Genomic DNA, 17,852 nt, shown 5'->3' with positions numbered 1-17,852 from the left:
CTAAGACCAGTCGCCGCCCGAATACCGGGCGGCTGCCCACCGCGCCACTTGGGCGCGGTGGGCTAGGATTCGGCTCCTACTTGGGCATCAACAATTACGCGTTCGCGCGCAAGATACACATGCACGTTTCGCAGTAGCCCCAGCAGTTTGTGCTGGTCGGCAGCGATCACATCCAGCGCGTTCTCAGCCGAGTGCTGGTCTTCAAATCCCAAGGCCACCGCGACGTGCGGGATCTGTGTTTCATGGCGAAGGCCTTCACGCAGCAAGAGCACGGGATTGTCTTTGAGCAGATTGATTTCGCTGCCCAGGACCCCCGGCAGCGAGCCGCAGAGTTTCTGCTCCCACTGCCCGAGGGCATCGGAGGTTGTTTCCGGTTTCCGGAGGCCTAGTACCCAGATTTTGTACGGCCATGGTTCGTGGGGCAGGTGCGCGATAACCGGACCACCGGTCAGTCCCGATAGGAACTTCAGTTCGTCCTCGACCAAACGATCAGCCACCAGGCTGTCGCTCGCCGCCGAGACTACTTCATCAGACTGAAACCATAGTTCCACGATTCCATCAACCCGGTAGGCGGGCTCATCGCTCAGCGAGATTCGGTGCTGCACGTGGTTTTGAAGGTAGCAGGCTACACCCGGCAAATCACGGGCAATCTCGGCGTGGGGTCCGACCCAATGCTGACCGAAGTCTGTCTGGCTCAGATCCTCTCGTTTTTCAAGATAGGTGATCCGTTTGAGAACTGTGTTCGATTCAAGATCCCCCATGGATTTACGACCATCCTAAGTTTGACTTCAGTTGAGCCTTGACAAGTTTTCCTGCGGCCGAACGAGGCAGCTCCCCCGCGCCGACGAAGGCGATCTTTTTGGGGATCTTGTAGCCGGCGAGTTGGGTTCGCAGATGGTTTGAGAGCTCGTCGAACCCGGCTTGAGCGCCGTCTCGGAGTACCACCACCGCGCGTACTTCCTCGTCCCACACCGGGTCTGGGACGCCGACAACCACTGCTTCCAGCACCGCTGGATGCAGGTAAAGAACTTGCTCGATCTCCGCCGAGTAGACGTTTTCTCCCCCGGTTTTGATCATTTCTTTCAGTCGGTCCCGGAAGTAGTAATAGCCGCGCTCGTCCTGGACGGCGAGATCCCCGGTGTGCAGCCACCCGCCGCGCATCGCTTCAGCGGTCGCCTCCGGACGGCCATAGTACCCGGTCATGAGCGAGGGGCCTTTAACGCAGATCTCCCCCAGTTCCCCGGGCGCAACCTGGTTTCCGTCCAGGTCTTGCAGCTGGACTTCCGCCAACAGGTATTCGGTACCGATCGACCCGTCGACCTGCGTATCAAGCATGTCCATGGGCTTGAGCCGGGTCACCATCGGTCCGCCTTCGGTGAGCCCGTACCTGAAGTAAAGTTCGGATTCCGGTAACTGCGCCGCGAACATCTCCTTATCCGGCATCCGCAACAGGCCGGCACCGGTATGCACCGCACGCAACGTTTTGCGTGTCTGCGGATTGTGAAAAACACCGTTTTGCATCAAACGGCGGAGCATGTTTGGAATCAAGAAGGTGTTGGTGATTTTCTCGCGTTCCATCAGATCAACAACGATCTCGTCATTAAACTTTTCGGCAATCACACTCGTTGAGCCCGAAATGAAGTGCGGGACCAGCCAACAGAGCAGGGCCGCCGAGTGGAAAAACGGCGTCAGGATTAGTCCGCGTTCCTTCGGACGTGAGCCCATGGAGCAGTCGTACATTTCATTGATCGCGTTGGCGGCAGCGGCCCGGTGCGAAATCACCACACCCTTGGGAGTTCCCGTGCTGCCTCCGGTATAGATAATGCACAGCGGGTCCTCCAAAGTGGACTCGCACTCAAAAACTCCGGTACCCACCCGCAAGGCATCCGCCTGGGAGCCCTCAACGATCATGGTCGGGACACGGTCTTCGCTCTGCCCCAAAATTTCCAAGGCCTCTCGAGTTTTTTCTTCGTACTGCGCTTCGACAAGGATGACCTCAGCACCGGTCTCCTTGATACCCACGGCCAACTCCGAGGCCGCCCAACGCCAGTTGTAGGCGACATAACAGCCACCGGAAGCGGCGACAGAGAAAAACATTTCGGCGTTAAACAGGGAATTTCCGCCCATCACACCGACGTTGCTCCCCGACCGCACCCCGAGGTCTCGTAGCCCACGTGCCGTTTGCCAGCTTCGTTCAGCGAGCTCTCCGAACGTAAGCCTGCCATCCCGGGCTACCAGCGCTTCACGGGCGGGAAAGCGTCGATAATTCAACCGGATCCATTCACCGATTGTGCGCATGAGATTCTCCTCAAGATCTAGGTCCGCCTCGTTGCGGAGCAACTACAAAGAGGCCAAAAACGAACGTTTGTTTGTATACCAATTCTAAGACGAAGCACCTCATCGTGCAACACATTAAACACAGCGTAACGCGGTGAATGTGCTGCACAATGGGGTGCTCAGGTATTCCTTTGGGCCTCAGGCCAGTGCTGGCCTATCGTCGACGTTGCCGAAGTTTGACCGCACCCAACACCGCCGCCACCGCAATGGCCAGCGCCTGGATCAGCATCTGGGTCGCAGTCGGCGCACCCAGCGTGAGGACGAGCTGAATCAGCTGGGACATAAACAGCGCCGCAATCGCCGTTCCCACGATCGTGCCTCGGCCACCGGTCAGCGGGGTGCCTCCAACAATGACCACCGCAATCACAGACATCAGATAGGAGCTACCGGCGTTGACGGTGACATTTTGCAGATAGCCTGCCAAAAGGATCCCGGCAATGCCATAGCAGACACCGGCCACCACATAGGCCAGCACCACACTGCGTTGAACCCGAATGCCGTTGCTGATTGCCGTTGCAGGATTCGCGCCGGTGAGGACAAACTGCCGTCCCAAAACAGACTTCGAAGCAACCAGCGCCAGCACCGCGACAAACACCAAACTGAACCACAGCAGGGCTGGCAAGCCCAAGAAACGGGCCGAGACCGCGGAGCTTAGCTCCGCCGGTGCCGCCGCGGAGGAACCAGAGGTGAACAGCAACGCCGCGCCCACCAGAATCGCATTCACCGCCAGGGTGGCAACCAAGGGAGTGATCAGCATTCGGGAGACCAGGATGCTATTGAGCAGCCCGAGCAATCCGCAGATCACCAGAACCACGGGGATCATGACAAATACCGAGATTCCGAACTTGCCAGGGCCCGCGGATACCAGCACCGCGGCCAAGGTAATACTTCCACCCACGGAAAGGTCAATACCTCTTTGCTGGACCACCAGGGTCTGGCCCACCGCGGCAACCGCAAGGATCGCCGCAAATGGAAGCATTGCTCCAAGGGAAATTGAGCTCATGGTCCGCGGCGCAATCACCGCACTAATCACCACCAACACCAAGGTTGAGACCAACACCGGCAGATAAGCTGGCATCTTGAAGGGTGCCTTGCCGATGACGGGCAAGGACGTTTGCTCCTGTTTCCCTTCGTGAAGAGAAGCCTGGGAAGTACTCATCATTATCTCGCCTCAACTTTCGCCATTTGACGGCTGCGGGAATAGCCAGCCACCGCAAGGATGGTTAACCCACCGATGAGGAATTGTTGCCAGGCCGAATTCAAGCCGATGAACGTCGTTACCGTCATGGCAGTCTGGATCAGCAACGCACCGAGGAACGCGCCAAAAAATGTTCCGCGCCCGCCCAGCAGGCTTGCCCCGCCAATGACCGCGGCGCTGATGGAAGACAACGTATAGCTGGTGCCGGCCGTCGGATCACCGCTGCCAAGCTGAACCATCAAGGTGATAGCACCCAATGTGGCCAGCAACGACGCTCCGACATAGGCCAGGGCGCGGATCCGTTTGGGGTTGAGCCCGTTGACCTCCGCAACTGTGGGTGCCGAACCGACCGCGCGCAGGGCGATCCCGCCCCGTGTGCGATGAAGCCAGAGCGAAAGCGCCACCGCTACGGTAGCCGCCAGCACAAACAGTACCGGGATGGGCCCCACCTTCAGACTCAACGGTTCGGTGATGCCGCGGCTGATGGTTCCGCCGGGGGTTGGACGCAGTATCAAGGCTACGGCCTGAAGCGCCATATAGGTCACCAGGGTGGCGATCATCGGATGGATTCCACCCACATCGCTCAGCGCCCAGTTCACCATTCCCAACATCAAGGGCAGCAGCAACAACAAGGCCCAACCCATCAGTTGAAGCCCTGAACCGGTCCCGTCAACAAGGAAAAACGACAGCACCACCACGGTCAGCCCCATGTAGGGGCCGATGGAGAGATCAATACCGCCAATCAGCAACACCAGGTTCTGCGCCAGTGAGGCAAAAATCAGGGTGGTCGACATCATCAGCAGCGCCGAAATGCTGCGCTCGGTGAAAAACAACGGGTTCAAGCCCTGAGCCAACACCGCAAGGACCAGCAAGGCGGCGCCGACCAGGCAAATCGGCGCAAGGTCCCCGGCAAGCCAGTTTCCAAGACGCCCCCGGCCGGATGCAACTTTTTCCCTGACGCTGGTTGCCTTCAGTGCGGTATCGGTAATGGTTTCTTCCGCAACTTCGTCGTCCACCAGTTCGCGGACCACCGAACCACGTGAGAATACCAGCACCCGGTCGCACAGTCCCTCAAGTTCCTTGGCATCCGAGGAAAGCACCAAAACCGCCATCCCGGTTTCGGCCGCTCGCGCGCGAATGAGTGTATAGATCTCACTTCGTGCACCCACATCAACACCCTGCGTCGGCTCATCCAACAGCAGCACTTGTGGATTGGCGGCGAAAGCACCAGCCAGTACCGCCTTCTGTTGGTTGCCACCGGACAGCGCCGCGATGTCGGTTTCCAGGTGCGGAGTCTTGACACGAAATTTCTCCGCCATCTGACGCACCGCAGCGGTTTCCACCCGATCTGAAACAAAACCGACCTTGCTGAAATGCGGTAGCACCCGTGCCGAGATGTTCTCCCGGATTCCCAGGCCGGCGTAGATTCCCTCACGATGCCGGTCGGGAGCCACATAAGCCATCCCACCAGCTGCCGCGGTAGCCGAGGAACGCAGGCTGAGGTTTTTCCCGCTGATCTTCACCTCGCCCCGGCTGGTTCCGATCCCGGCAAGGGCCCGCATAAACTCCCGCTGCCCGTTGCCTTCGATTCCGGCCAGACCAATAATTTCACCGGCTCGCGCGTGCAACGCCACCGAGGCGAAATCTGGCCCGTCCAATGAACGCACCTCAAGCTGGGTCCTGGCTTGAGCATCAATTCCCGGTTTGACCGGGAAAGTCGCTTCAAGAACCCGACCGACAATCAGGTCAACGATGTCTTTCTCGGTGAGCTCGGCAGCCAGGTGGGTGCCCTTGGCCTGCCCGTTGCGGAGCACCGAAATCCGCTGCGAAATCTCCTTCACTTCCGAGACACGATGGGAAATGTAAATGACGGCGGCACCCTGCTCAACAACGGACCTTATATGTCCGAAAAGGATCTGCACATCAGCCGCCGCGAGATGCTCCGTTGGTTCATCCAGCACCAGCACCTTCGGCTCAGCTGCCAGCGCCCGGCAAATCTCAACAATAAATCGTTGTTCCGGCGGGAGTTGTTCAACACGAAGCGCCGGATTCAGCTGCAGGCCCGCATCCCAGCGCGCCAGGATCCCGGCGGCCCAGGGCTGGAGGTCAGAGATCTTCGGTCGCATCCGTTGCGGCGTGCCGAGATACAGGTTCTCGGCGATGCTGAGGTCGGGCAGCAATGCCGGCTCTTGGCGAACCATCGCCAGCCCGAGTTCTCGGGCCTGTAGCGGGTCCGCTGCACTCAGGGTCTCACCGGCGAGGAGAACCCGCCCTTCATCAGGCTGCACCGCCCCGGAGACAACACCCATCAAGGTGGACTTTCCGGCACCGTTTTCGCCGACAATTCCGTGGACTTCACCGCTAAGAACTTCCAGGTCAACCTGGTCCAAGGCGGTAACCCCGGGATAGGTCTTAGTGATTTTTTGTGCCTGCAGCACGGTGTGCCGGGTGTCGGTCATTCCCCCTGCGTGAAGTGGTTGGGTGGTGCTCACTGGAACAGTTCCTTCAGCTTCTCGGTGCTCAGCGTTGAAGAGAGGTCGACGTCCGCTGGCAGGCTCTTATCGCAGCGCGGGTTTTTGCCGTTGGTTGTGTCAATGATGGTCGGCATCTGGACCACTGCGGGTTCTGGATTCTCGATTCCTTCTGCGGCGGCGACAGCCTTGCGCAAGGCGATCCGCCCAAAACTGGTCGTCTCTTCCAAGCCCATAAACGGATAGTTCTCTTCTTCCCACTGGCAGCCATTGGCGTTGCCGCTGGCATTGGTGGCAATGGCCGGCAGCTCCAAGCCTGCCTCCTTGTAGGCGTCGATGACCCCGGTGTCGGTCAGGCCGTAGTCGGTGATAAACGCGTCAATCCGGCCGTGCTGGGCCAACAGGCCAGACACCACACGCTTCTTCTGTCCCGCGTCCCAATTGGTATCGATGACAGAGTCAGAGACCAGTTTCAGCTTCGGGTAGTCCGCCAGCGCCTTCTTCACACCGTCGAAAAACTGTGCGCTGGAGGCGGCCCCCGGAACGCCGCCGAGGAAAGCGACACTTCCCTCGCCGATCGTCGCATCCAACCATTTGACCCAGTCGCGGCCCGAGGCGTCGGTGTCCTCCAGAATTTCGGCGTCGTAGTCCTCTCCTACCACTCCACCGGCGCTGGAGATCAACGTGGCAACCCCAATATCTGCGTCGTGTGCTGCGCGCAGGGCCGGAATCTGCGCCTGACCGAACTCCGGCTGGACCACGATGGCTTTGACCCCCTGGGCCACTAGGGAATTGATGTCGCTAATGGCTTGCTGCTGATTTCCCTGGGCGTCGGTGAAGATCACCTCGGTGATGGTGTCGCATTTAGCGGCCTCATCACGCATTTCCGCCAGGGTGATGGTGGTCCAGGAATTGTTGCTGCCCTTGGCATATGCAACCTTCATTGGTTCCTTGGGGCAGAAGTCGGCCATGTTCCCGGTGCCGTACTCGCTTGTGCCATTGAGCTCAGCTCCCTGCGCGGAGGTACCTGGGTCAGAGCTGGTGCTGGCGCATCCTGTAGCGAACAGTGCCAGGGCCGCCATACTGGCAACCAGGGGTGCAATTTTGCGAGTGTTCATGGGTATTCTCCTTTGAATAACGGACGATGCCGTAAATGTTTGAGGGTAATTCTGTGTCAAAACTCAGCCGAGGAATCCGCCGTCAACCACCAGGGTTGTCCCGGTGATGGCACTGGAAGCATCCGATCCGAGAAACAGCGCTGCCTGGGCGACTTCCAGAGGGGTGTTGTAACGTCCCAACGGAATGTCTTCGGCAATTTTTACTGCGGCTGCGGACGCATCAGCTGCTCCGGTGGCCTGCACCGCAATGTCATCCTGCAGCGCGGTTTGTGTTGGTCCCGGATTCAATGTGTTGACCCGGATGCGGCGTGGGGCCAGTTCTTGATAGGCGGTGCGCATAAGTCCTATCTGCGCGTGTTTTGCCGCCACGTAGGGGGCCGTCTGCGCGTACCCGGCCAGCCCGGCCGTTGAGGAGGTCAACACGATGCTGCCGCCGTCCGCCACCACCGGGGATGCATGCTTGAGTGTGTGGAAAGCCCCCACCACGTGCACGTTCAGGACCTTTTGAAACTCTTGGGAGTCGCGCTCGGTGATGTCTGCAACCTTGCAGCCGATCCCGGCATTGGCGAACACAAAATCGTATCCACCCCAACGCTCGACGCCCAGGGTAATGGCTTCGGCGAGCGCAGCCTCATCGGTGACATCGGCTCGGGCCGCGCTGATGGCAGCCTCGCCCAGTTCTTGGACCAAGGTGGTGAGCAGCTCGGCGTTCAATCCGATGACATGCACCCGAGCCCCGTGCTGGGTGAACAGCTGGACGGCTGCGCGGCCAATCCCGCTTTCGCCGCCGGTCACCAGCACCCGTTTGCCTGCCAATTGTGTACCTTGAACCACGTCATCCTCCGTGAAGTCGAGTTTTTTCCTGATCAACAGCCATTACGTGACTCAGGTCACCATCGTGTCTTGTTCAGATTAGGTGTGCGCTTCAGGCCAATTCTTCGGCACAGTGCCAGCAATTCTTTGAGCCAGTGCCAGAGTTCAAGTCCCCTTCTTTCCCCATAACAAAGCGGTGCCGCAAGAGATCGTTTGATCTCCCGCGGCACCGCTGGGCCTTGACGCCTGCTGGCTATCCGATGGGCAGGATGCCTCGCATCACGATGCTTTTCAGCTGCGTCATTTCCTCCAGGGTGTAATGGAATCCTTCACGGCCGATACCGCTCTTTTTGTAACCGCCGAAGGCGCTCAGGTCCGGGCGGTAGCAGTTGCCGCCGTTGATTGAGACCATGCCGGTCTGCATGGCCGCGGCCACGGCAAAGGCCTGGGTGAAGTCGCGGCTGAACACCGCACCCCCAAGTCCGTAGGCGGAATCGTTGGCGAGTTTCACTGCGTCCTGAACGGTGGCGAACTTCAGCACCGAGAACACCGGGCCGAAGATCTCATCATCCGTGGCGATACCCACCTGCGTGTTGATCTCCAGGACCGTTGGCTCGAAAAATGCCCCGTCGCGGGTGCCGCCCAGGCGCAGTACCGCACCTTCGGAAATGGCCTGCTGTACCTGCGCTTCCACTTTGCGTGCGGCGCGCTCGTTGATCAGCGGACCGATTTCGGTGTCCGGATCGGTTGGATCGCCGAGTTTTTTGCCGCCAACTTCCTTCAGCAGCTTCGCAAGGAACTTCTCGTACACGGCTTCGGCAACCATGATGCGTTTGGTCGCCACGCAGACCTGGCCGTTTCCATACAGCCTTCCCATCACGGCATGGGAGACCGCAAGGTCCACATCCGCATCCTCGCACACAATAAATGCGTCATTGCCACTGAGCTCCAGGAATGCGCGAATCCCGTTGCGGGCCGCGGTTTCAGCAATGGTGGTGCCCACCGCGCTGGAGCCGGTGAAGCTGATGGCGTCGATCAGGGTGCTGCTGGTCAGCGGCGCGCCGACCTGGGCGCCGTATCCGGTGAGCACCTGCAGCGAATCTTCGGGAACACCTGCCTGATGCAGCAGCTCGGTCAAACGAACGCAGGTCAGCGAGTCGTCCTCCGGTGGCTTCACGATCACCGCGTTTCCGCCGGCCAGCGCTGCACCCACCTTCTGGGCGTAGAGTTCGACCGGGAAGTTGAAGGCGAGCACCGCGGCCACCACGCCCAGCGGTTCACGCCGGGTGACCAGCAGGTCTCCTTCCAGGCCCGGCTGCACGTCCAGCGGGATTGCTTCACCAAAAAGGCGTTTGGTTTCTTCGGCGTATCCGGTAAAGATGCGCAGCGCCGTTTCCAGCTCGTTGCGTGAATGGGCAAGGATCTTGCCGCTTTCGGCGGCCAACAGCACTGCCAGCTCGTCGGACTGGGAGCGTGCGAGTTCCACAAATTTCAGCAGAATCTCGCTGCGCCGGTGAGCCGGGACCTGCGCCCATTGCTGCGCTCCGGCGCGGCCTCGTTTCGTCGCGTGCTGCACATCTTGCGCGGTTCCGGCGCGCACGCTTCCCACCACGGCGCCGGTGGCTTCATTGCGGATGTCAATCAGCTCCGGGGAGTCGCTTCCCGAGGGGCTGTGGGTGTCGGTTGTTTGGGTGCTCATGGTTTTTGTCCTTTCTTTGTTTACCAACGGTTGAGTACGGAGACGCCGGTTCCCCGGTACTCACCCATGGTGCTCAGTACGTCGCCAGCCTCATCCAGCCCCACCCGACGGGTAATCAGGTCTCCCGGGCGCAGCACATCGTTTTCAACCATGCGCATCATGTCCGGGTAACGCCCCACCGGCATGTTGGCCGAGCCGATGATGCGCAGCTCCTGCAGCACGATGTTGTCGATGGGCAAGGCAATCATTCCTGCTTCGGCGTTCGAGGTCATCCCCACCTGGAGCATGCGGCCGCGTTTGCGCAGGGAATTCACGGCAGCCTGGCAGGTTGCCGCGATCCCCAGGGCATCTACCGAGACATGCACGCCGCCACCGGTCAGTTCGCGGATCTGCGCGGGGACATCCCCGCTTTTGGCGTTGATCGTTGCGACCGCGCCGAGGCTTCGAGCCAGGGCCAGCGCGTCCTCATTGATGTCAACCGCAATCACGTGCGCGCCGGAGGCCGCCGCGATATGGATGGCCGACAGGCCCACGCCGCCGCAGCCGTGAACCGAGACCCATTCGCCCGGTCGCACCGCCACCTGATCCACTACCCCGTGGAACGCGGTCATAAATCGGCATCCCAGGCCGGCGGCGGAATCAAAATCGACACTCTCCGGCAGGCGGATCAGGTTGCGGTCGCCGTCGGGAACCGCCACGTAACGGCCATACCCGCCCCAATAGTTGGTCCCGGCAAAACTCACATGCTCGCAAACGTTTTGCTGCCCGTTGAGGCAATATTCGCAGGTCCCGTCGCCGTGGGCATGCGGCACCAGCACCCGGTCGCCAACCCGGTATCGGCTGACTTCGCTGCCTACCGCTTCCACTACACCGGCGAACTCATGCCCCATGATGTGCGGAAGCTCCAGCTTGAGCCCAATCCAGTCCCAGTCACCCATCCACAGGTGCCAGTCGCTACGGCAGATGCCGTTGGCCTCGACCCGCACAATGACATCCCGCTGGGACTTCAATGTTGGGTCCGGCATGTCCAGTACTTCAAGCTTTTCCTGAAACCCGGTTAGTACAAGTGCCTTCATCGCACACTCCTCGTTCTCGTGATGCGGATCACCTTTGATCTCCACTTACACGTTAGAACCAGGAATGACGCCCCGGGTTTGATCCAGTGTCAGCTGCGCTTCGGATCGGTGCCACTTGCCATGCACTGCCGCCTGAAGGACCCGGGCGACACCCCGTAGCGGTCCCTGAAGCGAATGTGGAAGGTCGAGGCCGACTGATACCCGACCGCAGAACCCACGGCCTCGATGGTCAGTGAGCACGCTTTATTGCGCAGCATTGTGGCGGCTGCTTCCATCCGGGTTTCATGAAGTAGCCCGGCCAAGGAAACTTGCCCTTCTTCCAAAGCCCTGAAAAGTGTTCGGCGCGACAAGTGCAGCCGGCCGGCCAAATACTCGGCCGTGAAGTCGGCTCGCCAGTATTCTTCTGCCACCACCTTGCGCACCGAGGCCAGCAGCCCGTCCCAGGTTGATGGTTCTCCGCGTTGCCCTGCCGCCATAGCGACCAAGGAGGTCATAGCGCTAAGGACAGGGTCTTGCATTTGCTCCATCATTGAACCAGAAGCGAATTGCGCCTGTGAAAAGGCGGTGCCGATGAAGGCAAGCCACGGGGCGACCAACGGTCCCCCATCCAGGGTTAGGCCGCGGAAATCATGGCGCACCCCTTGCGATCTCAGCCGATCATTCAGGGTATCGGTTGAAACGTGAATGACCAGTTGACCGAATTCATCCGAACACTTCACCTCGTAGGGGGTGTCAAGATCCAGGAAGGCTATCGTGCCTGGCGTCAGCACGGATTCTCGACTGCGTTGTGTCGTAATGCTGTTGCCCCGGAACTGCCAAATCATGATGGTGTTGCCTTCAGCGCCGCTGGCTATGTCTCGCCGCGTCCGAGCGGCGGTTAACGCGGTGCCGCGGAAGCTGCAGGCCTTCAGCGATCCGACGTTTGAGGTGGACATGCTAGCCGAGAATTTCCGGGTGCTTTCGTTGCGAAAAGTCAGCCGTGTATGGACATCGCCCACGGCGGCAAGCCACTCGTCCATCGAATGTTTGCTGACACTTCCAGCGCTCAGTTCCGGTGCCTGAACCATGCCCATGTTGTAGCCTCCTGACTCCGGCGGCCTTGAGGAGCTGGCCGGATAGTTCACCCATGATAACCAACCGCAGAAGCCGGCGCACTGATTGGATCAATGCACCGGCTTCGGGTTAGGACTGGACTTCGTCTAGTGAGATTTCCCGTTCATCCGCCAGGAACCACTGAACCGAATCGAGGAAAAGGTCCTCATGCGCGAAAAGCAGTTTTGCTTCGTCACCCGCGTAGGCGGTGCGCACATCGGCCACCGAATCAAACCACAGCTCAGCCATCCCGCTAAAGGGCCAGCCCTTGCGGTGTTCAATGGCCGGGTTCTGCCGGTATCGACGGATACCGGGAAGTTTGCGCACGTAGTCGGGATGCTCCACGTTCCACAGATGAAGAAATTCATCACGGGACAACTCGGTTTTGGCCTGAATCACTGCCACTACTTTGATCATGGCTTCGCTCCTTGGGGTTAGGCCGGCGTGACTGCCTGGCGACGTTCAACTGGGACGTTTTTGCGCTTGGAGTACAAGCCAAGCCGCCTGGTCAGGTCATCACGCAGATCATTGGCCGGAACAACCGCCTCAACGGCATTGGCGTTGGCAATCTTGAATACGTCGATCCCCTCGGCGTATTCGTTGTGCTTTTCCATGATGAACTGGCGTCGTTCCTCCGGGTCGGCAATGGCGTGGATCTGGTTGTAGTAGATGCCGTTGACCGCTGCATCAGGGCCCATGAGCGCCGGACGCGCGGTGGGCAGGGCGATCACCGCATCGGGGTTCATCGGCGCACCACTCATGGCGAGGTAGCCTCCGCCGTAGGCTTTGCGCACGAGCACCGTGATGCGTGGAACGCGGCATTCGGAGACGGCGAAAATCATCTTGGCACCGTGGCGAATGATCCCCTGGCGTTCAACCGCTGATCCGATCATGTATCCGGCAATGTCCACCAGGAACACAATCGGAATCCCATAGGCATTGCAGATCCAGATGAACCGGGCCGCCTTGTCCGAGGAATCAGGGAAAATCGAACCACCCATATGGGTTGGCTGGTTGCCGACCAAACCCACCGGACGGCCATTGATCCGCGCGAATCCGGTGAGCATCTCCGGGGCGAACAATTCCTTGTAGGGGAACCACGAACCTTCATCAACCAGGGATTCAACAAACTCTTCCATGTCGAATACTTCGGCTTCGCGCAACGGCACAATTTCTTCCAGGCTCCGCCCTGGACGCGGTTCAACCGCCGGCGCCACCGGGGCAGGCGTTTCCCAGTTTGCGGGGAGGAAGGAAAGCCAGACCCTGATGGCGGCCAGCGCTTCGGCGTCATCCTCCACCAGCACATCACCCAAGCCGGAGACCGAGCAGTGCATTTCGGCACCGCCCATTTCTTCCAGGGTCACCTTCTCGCCGGTCACCATTTCAGCCAGTCGAGGTGAACCGAGGTAAGCGGTCGCATGACCGCGCACCATGATGGTCATGTCGCACAGTGCCGGTACGTAGGCCGATCCGGCCGGCGAGGGACCGAACAGTGCACAGACCTGCGGGATCCGGCCAGACATCTGCACCTGGTTGTAGAAGATGTTTCCCCAGGCATGGCGGCCGGCGAAGGACTCAAATTGTTCGTCGATGCGTGCACCGGCGGAATCAAAAAGGTAAACAATGGGCACCCCGGCGGCCAGCGCCTTGTCCTGCGCCGCGGTGATCTTCTCAAACGTCCGGTTGCCCCAGGTTCCCGCCTTCACCGAATAGTCGTTGGCGATGACGCACACTTCACGCCCGTCAATACGCCCGAAGGCAATCACGACCGCATCGCCCGGAAGTCCGTCTTCATAGCGTGCCAACAGACCGTCTTCGATGTAGTTTTCATCATCAAACAACAGGCTCAGACGCTCGCGCACCAACAGTTTGCCGGATTCAATGATCTTCTTTCGGCTCTTCTCGGAACCGCCCAAGCGGGCGGTGGCCAATTTCTCGGCGAGCTGCTCATGGACAGTGGATTCCTTGACCGGTGATTCGGTGAGGGTTGCTTCAGACATTTCATGCCTCCAATAAATTGTTGTCTCACCCTAGTATACGAACAAGCGTTCGTCAGTCTAGTATGGAGGCAGAATAAATCAAGAAAGTTTTCGGTGTTATCACTCGAATCCCACAACTAGGAGCACACACTCATGGCTACCGAACCCCTCGGAAATATCTCCACCTCAACCCAGCCCAAAGGCCGGCCAGATCACTACTGGGATGCCCTCGTGACGGGAGACCGACTGGTCAGCGCCGGGATGACCATCACCGATGCGCACCTGGTTAATTGGGCGGGTCTGACCGGAGATTTGGTTTCCCTGCATCTGGATGAAACCTACGCCGCGCAAACCCAGTTCGGTCAGCGAATCGCCCATGGGCCACTGACCCTGTCCCTGGCCTTGGGGCTGATGACCCAAACCGGGTATTTCTCCCATGTGATGGCTTGGCTGGGACTGGACAATGTTCGCGCCCTGTCCCCCGTATTCATTGGCGACACCATCCACGTCGAAGCCACCGTTTCCACCGCTCGGGAAAGCAGCAAACCCGGCGTGGGGATCTGGTCGCTGGATTACGCGGTGCACAAGCAGGACGGAACCCAGGTCATGTCGTTCACCAGCAGTTTCATGATCGAACGGAACTAACCACATGAACAACATCGGCACGGAACACCGCAGCAACATTCCAACCCTCACCGCACCTCGCCACCGCGTCGATGAGTCAGCAGAACTCTCCGAGTTGCGACTCAGGGTGCAGGAACTGCTCGACCGCATCGCCACACCCGAGCGCCTCAATGAATTCGACGAAAGCGAAACCTATGATCTGGAAATGTACCGGGACCTAGGTCGCGCTGGACTCATCAGCCTCGGGGCTTCCCTAGACGGGCCAGGGCCTTCCCATGCGGCGCAAAGTGTGGTCCTTGAAGAACTCGGTGCCCGGCCAACCTCCATTGCCGTAAGCATGGTGGTTCAGTACATGGGTGTTCAGCTGCTGCACAGTTACGGCACCCCCGAGCAGCGAAAGGAATTCCTCGCGCCGTTGCACACCGGGGACGCGAAGATGTCCTTTGCCCTAAGCGAAGCCGCTGGCGGAACGGACATTGCGCGGGCCATGAGCACTCGGGCCACCCTGCTGCCGGATGGCAACTACTCGATCACGGGAGAAAAGCGCTGGATCGGCGGTGCCATGGATGCCGACTACCTCATTGTGCTTGCCCGGACCAGCGAGATCGACAGGTCGGCTATCGACGGAATCACCATGTTCCTCGTTCCGCGCAGTTCCTCAGGAATCCACACCCAGGAAATCGACACCATGGGCATTCGCGGGTTGGCCCAGTGCGACATCCAGCTCCAAGACGTCCAAGTTCCAGCGGCTAATGTGTTAGGACAAGTCGACCGCGGATTCCGCCAAGTACTGGCAACACTGAACGGCGAACGGCTCAACGGTGCCGCCGTTGCGCTGGGTATTGCCCGCGGAGCATTGGACTGCGCAGTGCTCTGGGCAAAACAGCGTCAGGCATTCGGGCAGCCCGTAGGATCCTTCCAAGCCCTGCAGCATTCACTCGTGGACGCAAGCCTGAAGATTGAAACCGCACGGCTGATGCTGCAGAAGGCAACCCAGTCCGCGGATACCGCCGATTCTCCCAATGAAACCCTCTCAGCCATGGCCAAACTGGCGGCCTCGGATGCGGCAACCACCACAACCGACGCTGGAATGCGTGTCATGGCGGGCTGGGGATTTTTCCGGGGTTTGCCGATGCAGCGATACTTCCGCGATGCCCGCCTTTATACCTTCGCCCCATTAACCGATGAAATGACTCGCAACTACATCGGCGAAAAACACTTGGGCCTGCCCAGGTCCTTCTGAATACCTGCGGTAACCGCTAATGCCCGCGCGTCCGGATACTGGACGCGCGGGCATTTCGCCGCCCTTCGCAACGGGTCCCACAATGCAAAATACCCTTCGCGAAGTCTCAAATATTTGGTGCCGCACAGCTCAAAACAAGGCACAAAAGCAGCGGTACCATCCGGCTTTCCGGGCGCTACCGCTGCTTTCCACTGCAAAATTATGACCGATAGTCGATCTCAATGTCCGCGATCTCCTGGTCCTCCAGGTTCACCACGATGTTGTCCGGGGTGCGGGTGGTCATCCACACCAGTTCTTCGGTCTTGCTTGCGTTGCCCTCAATGTGCGGCATATAGGGAGGAACAAAAACAAAGTCCCCTTCCTCCATGTAGACAATGTTGCTGTAACCCTCGCCGTAGCGGATGAATCCGCGACCTTTATGCACATAACCGCCGGTTTGGGCCTCGCCGTGATGATGCGGATCGGAGATTTCTCCGGGCCCGGTGTAGACCTTTCCAAACCAGATCTTGTCGGCAGCGCTATTTTCCTTGCTCACACCGGAAACACGTCGCGCATTCAGCGTTTGCCCGGGTGCCACCTCGAGGTCCGCGGCCTTATGGACCTTAAAAATGTCGGTGTTGAAGTTGATGTCAAACTCTCGGACTGTCATCAGGTTCCCTCTCATGGTTGGCTACGCGAAATTCTGGGTGCTTCCACGCAATTGGTCTGACTCCAGTATCTAGTTTCACCATCCAAAAATCAAGACGTACGCTTGTTCGTTAAATCTTCATGCCACTACAAATTCGTATCCCACGCTCTGCCCGATAACCCATTTCTCACGCCACGCATCAACATTCACGCAGCGAACATACCGCTTAAAGACCAATGCCGCACCCCGAAGCTTCCCGGGGCGCGGCACACGATTCTCGTTTAGGTTGTCGGGATAAAAATCTCCACCCGGCGGTTGAGCTGGCGGCCGGCCGCGGTGTCATTGCTGGCAATCGGCCGCGATTCCCCAAATCCAACACCGTCAAAGTCCGCGGTGGACCCCAGTTTTTCGAGCTGGTCGACCACAGCGTCAGCCCGGTCCTCTGATAGCTGCTGGTTCCACGCGTCGTCACGCACGCTGTCGGTATGCCCCTGGACTTCAACCTCGCCGGCATCGACGTCGTTCAGGGCCATGGCGACAGACTTCAGTGTTTCCATCGCATCATCACGAATCTCATATTTGTCCACGTCAAAGAGCACACCGGAGTCCAGGGAAATGACGGTGCCACAGCCCTTCACCGGCTCAAGTGCTCCCATCGGCGGGAACTGGCCGAGTTTAGCCACCTCATCCAGCGGTTCCATGTCGACAATATCGGAGTTCACGATTCCCGTACCGTCACCATAGTTGACGATTTCCACTCCGTATCCAGAATAGGTTCCCGAGCCGTCCCCGGAGTTAACGATGCTCTGCACCCCATCCGAGTAGGTACCCGAGCCGTCCCCGGCATTAACGATGGTGACCTTATCCGTGGAGTAGGTGCCACCACCCTCGCCGTCGATCACAAGATTGATAGTTCCATCCGCATAGGTGCCCGAGCCGTCACCGGAATTAACCACCATCAGGTCTGCGGAACTGAAAACTCCCGAACCATCACCGCCGACAACTACGCTCTGGCCATCAATGGTGTAGGTTCCCGACCCGTCCCCAGCATCCACAACATTGTGGTCGGTTCCACTGAACACACCACCGCTGCCGCCGTAAAGCACCGCCGAGCCCTCGCCTGAAATCACGACACCGCTGTCATCGCATCGCGCGGGGCTGACCTTCAAGCCCGGGTAGCTGGCCAAGGTCTTGTTCAGGTCCTTGCTGACCCCCTTCACCGACTGCTCAATCAACCCCAGGTCGGGAATCTCAAAAAGCGGAATCTCCGGCATCCGCCCATAAGCCAACCCCGGGACCGTCGGCCCCTGGGCAGTCGCTGCCGAACCAGCGGTTTCCGAGGCACCGGAATCCGCGGAATTCTCCGAGCTATCCGTGGACGGCGAGCTTTCGGCCGGAGCGGATTCAGCTGGAGCAGTTTCGGCTTGAGGCTGCGGTGAAGAAGCGCATCCGGTCAGCGCTAGAGCGATCAGTGCAGTGCCTACACTCAGGGCTTTCAGTTTTCTCATACGCACATCCTACGGTTTTACCCAGTCGCTTGCGTTATTTTCGTCGAATATTTCAACCATGTTCAC

The 17,852-nt window shown here is 59.3% G+C and carries 15 protein-coding genes; 2 read left to right on the top strand and 13 right to left on the bottom strand.

What is annotated here, in order from left to right; translation table 11 throughout:
- Window positions 1–62: 62 nt before the first annotated feature.
- The 11 genes from ACIOWL_RS04855 to ACIOWL_RS04805 form a co-directional block, all read right to left on the bottom strand.
- Complete coding sequence (locus tag ACIOWL_RS04855) at window positions 63–761, bottom strand: EthD domain-containing protein (protein ID WP_400382241.1); 699 nt, start codon at window positions 759–761, stop codon at window positions 63–65.
- Window positions 762–765: 4 nt separating this feature from the next.
- The gene (locus ACIOWL_RS04850) at window positions 766–2,298 is read right to left on the bottom strand and encodes a class I adenylate-forming enzyme family protein (protein WP_400382239.1); all 1,533 of its coding nucleotides are present in this window, start codon (window positions 2,296–2,298) and stop codon (window positions 766–768) included.
- Between the two features lie 193 nt (window positions 2,299–2,491).
- Window positions 2,492–3,496 carry an ABC transporter permease gene (locus ACIOWL_RS04845; RefSeq protein ID WP_400382237.1) on the bottom strand — a complete coding sequence of 335 codons (1,005 nt, stop codon included), beginning with the start codon at window positions 3,494–3,496 and terminating at the stop codon, window positions 2,492–2,494.
- Window positions 3,497–3,498: 2 nt separating this feature from the next.
- Window positions 3,499–6,027, bottom strand: coding sequence for an ATP-binding cassette domain-containing protein (locus tag ACIOWL_RS04840; protein ID WP_400382235.1), 2,529 nt, complete (start codon window positions 6,025–6,027; stop codon window positions 3,499–3,501).
- Window positions 6,024–7,124, bottom strand: a complete 1,101-nt coding sequence (locus ACIOWL_RS04835; protein ID WP_400382234.1) for a substrate-binding domain-containing protein — start codon at window positions 7,122–7,124, stop codon at window positions 6,024–6,026. The genes ACIOWL_RS04840 and ACIOWL_RS04835 overlap by 4 nt, the downstream gene beginning before the upstream one ends.
- 63 nt (window positions 7,125–7,187) lie before the next feature.
- Complete coding sequence (locus tag ACIOWL_RS04830; protein WP_400382232.1) at window positions 7,188–7,958, bottom strand: SDR family NAD(P)-dependent oxidoreductase; 771 nt, start codon at window positions 7,956–7,958, stop codon at window positions 7,188–7,190.
- A gap of 232 nt (window positions 7,959–8,190) precedes the next feature.
- Window positions 8,191–9,636: an aldehyde dehydrogenase family protein gene (locus ACIOWL_RS04825; protein ID WP_400382230.1), complete on the bottom strand. Its 1,446-nt coding sequence runs from the start codon at window positions 9,634–9,636 to the stop codon at window positions 8,191–8,193.
- Window positions 9,637–9,656: 20 nt separating this feature from the next.
- Entirely contained in the window at window positions 9,657–10,712 is a 1,056-nt protein-coding gene (locus tag ACIOWL_RS04820) for a zinc-dependent alcohol dehydrogenase family protein (protein ID WP_400382228.1), read from the bottom strand.
- A gap of 89 nt (window positions 10,713–10,801) precedes the next feature.
- On the bottom strand, window positions 10,802–11,785 hold the full coding sequence (locus ACIOWL_RS04815) for a helix-turn-helix domain-containing protein (RefSeq protein WP_400382226.1): 984 nt from the start codon (window positions 11,783–11,785) through the stop codon (window positions 10,802–10,804).
- Window positions 11,786–11,894: 109 nt separating this feature from the next.
- Window positions 11,895–12,221 (bottom strand): EthD family reductase, encoded by a 327-nt coding sequence (locus tag ACIOWL_RS04810; RefSeq protein ID WP_400382224.1) that lies wholly within the window; start codon window positions 12,219–12,221, stop codon window positions 11,895–11,897.
- A gap of 17 nt (window positions 12,222–12,238) precedes the next feature.
- Window positions 12,239–13,804 (bottom strand): acyl-CoA carboxylase subunit beta, encoded by a 1,566-nt coding sequence (locus tag ACIOWL_RS04805; RefSeq protein ID WP_400382222.1) that lies wholly within the window; start codon window positions 13,802–13,804, stop codon window positions 12,239–12,241.
- Between the two features lie 132 nt (window positions 13,805–13,936).
- Here ACIOWL_RS04805 and ACIOWL_RS04800 point away from each other — a divergent pair, with 132 nt between their 5' ends.
- Window positions 13,937–14,428 (top strand): MaoC/PaaZ C-terminal domain-containing protein, encoded by a 492-nt coding sequence (locus ACIOWL_RS04800; protein WP_400382220.1) that lies wholly within the window; start codon window positions 13,937–13,939, stop codon window positions 14,426–14,428.
- Between the two features lie 4 nt (window positions 14,429–14,432).
- A complete protein-coding gene (locus tag ACIOWL_RS04795) occupies window positions 14,433–15,650 on the top strand; it encodes an acyl-CoA dehydrogenase family protein (RefSeq protein ID WP_400382218.1) in 1,218 nt (405 codons plus the stop codon).
- Window positions 15,651–15,849: 199 nt separating this feature from the next.
- Here the strand turns inward: ACIOWL_RS04795 and ACIOWL_RS04790 are convergent, their stop codons facing one another.
- Both ACIOWL_RS04790 and ACIOWL_RS04785 read right to left on the bottom strand, forming a co-directional pair.
- Window positions 15,850–16,299 carry a cupin domain-containing protein gene (locus tag ACIOWL_RS04790; RefSeq protein WP_400382216.1) on the bottom strand — a complete coding sequence of 150 codons (450 nt, stop codon included), beginning with the start codon at window positions 16,297–16,299 and terminating at the stop codon, window positions 15,850–15,852.
- A gap of 260 nt (window positions 16,300–16,559) precedes the next feature.
- Window positions 16,560–17,786: an OmpA family protein gene (locus ACIOWL_RS04785; RefSeq protein ID WP_400382214.1), complete on the bottom strand. Its 1,227-nt coding sequence runs from the start codon at window positions 17,784–17,786 to the stop codon at window positions 16,560–16,562.
- Window positions 17,787–17,852 lie beyond the last annotated feature (66 nt).

The sequence above is a fragment of the Glutamicibacter sp. NPDC087344 genome (assembly GCF_044744225.1).
GTDB lineage: Bacteria > Actinomycetota > Actinomycetes > Actinomycetales > Micrococcaceae > Glutamicibacter.
This window is presented reverse-complemented; position numbering and strand designations above follow the sequence as displayed.

Bases quoted from the DNA above. Each gene is read 5' to 3' on its own strand.
- ACIOWL_RS04855 (WP_400382241.1), bottom strand. From the start codon at position 761: ATGGGGGATCTTGAATCGAACACAGTTCTCAAACGGATCACCTATCTT.
- ACIOWL_RS04850 (WP_400382239.1), bottom strand. From the start codon at position 2,298: ATGCGCACAATCGGTGAATGGATCCGGTTGAATTATCGACGCTTTCCC.
- ACIOWL_RS04845 (WP_400382237.1), bottom strand. From the start codon at position 3,496: ATGAGTACTTCCCAGGCTTCTCTTCACGAAGGGAAACAGGAGCAAACG.
- ACIOWL_RS04835 (WP_400382234.1), bottom strand. From the start codon at position 7,124: ATGAACACTCGCAAAATTGCACCCCTGGTTGCCAGTATGGCGGCCCTG.
- ACIOWL_RS04825 (WP_400382230.1), bottom strand. From the start codon at position 9,636: ATGAGCACCCAAACAACCGACACCCACAGCCCCTCGGGAAGCGACTCC.
- ACIOWL_RS04820 (WP_400382228.1), bottom strand. From the start codon at position 10,712: ATGAAGGCACTTGTACTAACCGGGTTTCAGGAAAAGCTTGAAGTACTG.
- ACIOWL_RS04815 (WP_400382226.1), bottom strand. From the start codon at position 11,785: ATGGGCATGGTTCAGGCACCGGAACTGAGCGCTGGAAGTGTCAGCAAA.
- ACIOWL_RS04810 (WP_400382224.1), bottom strand. From the start codon at position 12,221: ATGATCAAAGTAGTGGCAGTGATTCAGGCCAAAACCGAGTTGTCCCGT.
- ACIOWL_RS04805 (WP_400382222.1), bottom strand. From the start codon at position 13,804: ATGTCTGAAGCAACCCTCACCGAATCACCGGTCAAGGAATCCACTGTC.
- ACIOWL_RS04800 (WP_400382220.1), top strand. From the start codon at position 13,937: ATGGCTACCGAACCCCTCGGAAATATCTCCACCTCAACCCAGCCCAAA.
- ACIOWL_RS04795 (WP_400382218.1), top strand. From the start codon at position 14,433: ATGAACAACATCGGCACGGAACACCGCAGCAACATTCCAACCCTCACC.
- ACIOWL_RS04790 (WP_400382216.1), bottom strand. From the start codon at position 16,299: ATGACAGTCCGAGAGTTTGACATCAACTTCAACACCGACATTTTTAAG.
- ACIOWL_RS04785 (WP_400382214.1), bottom strand. From the start codon at position 17,786: ATGAGAAAACTGAAAGCCCTGAGTGTAGGCACTGCACTGATCGCTCTA.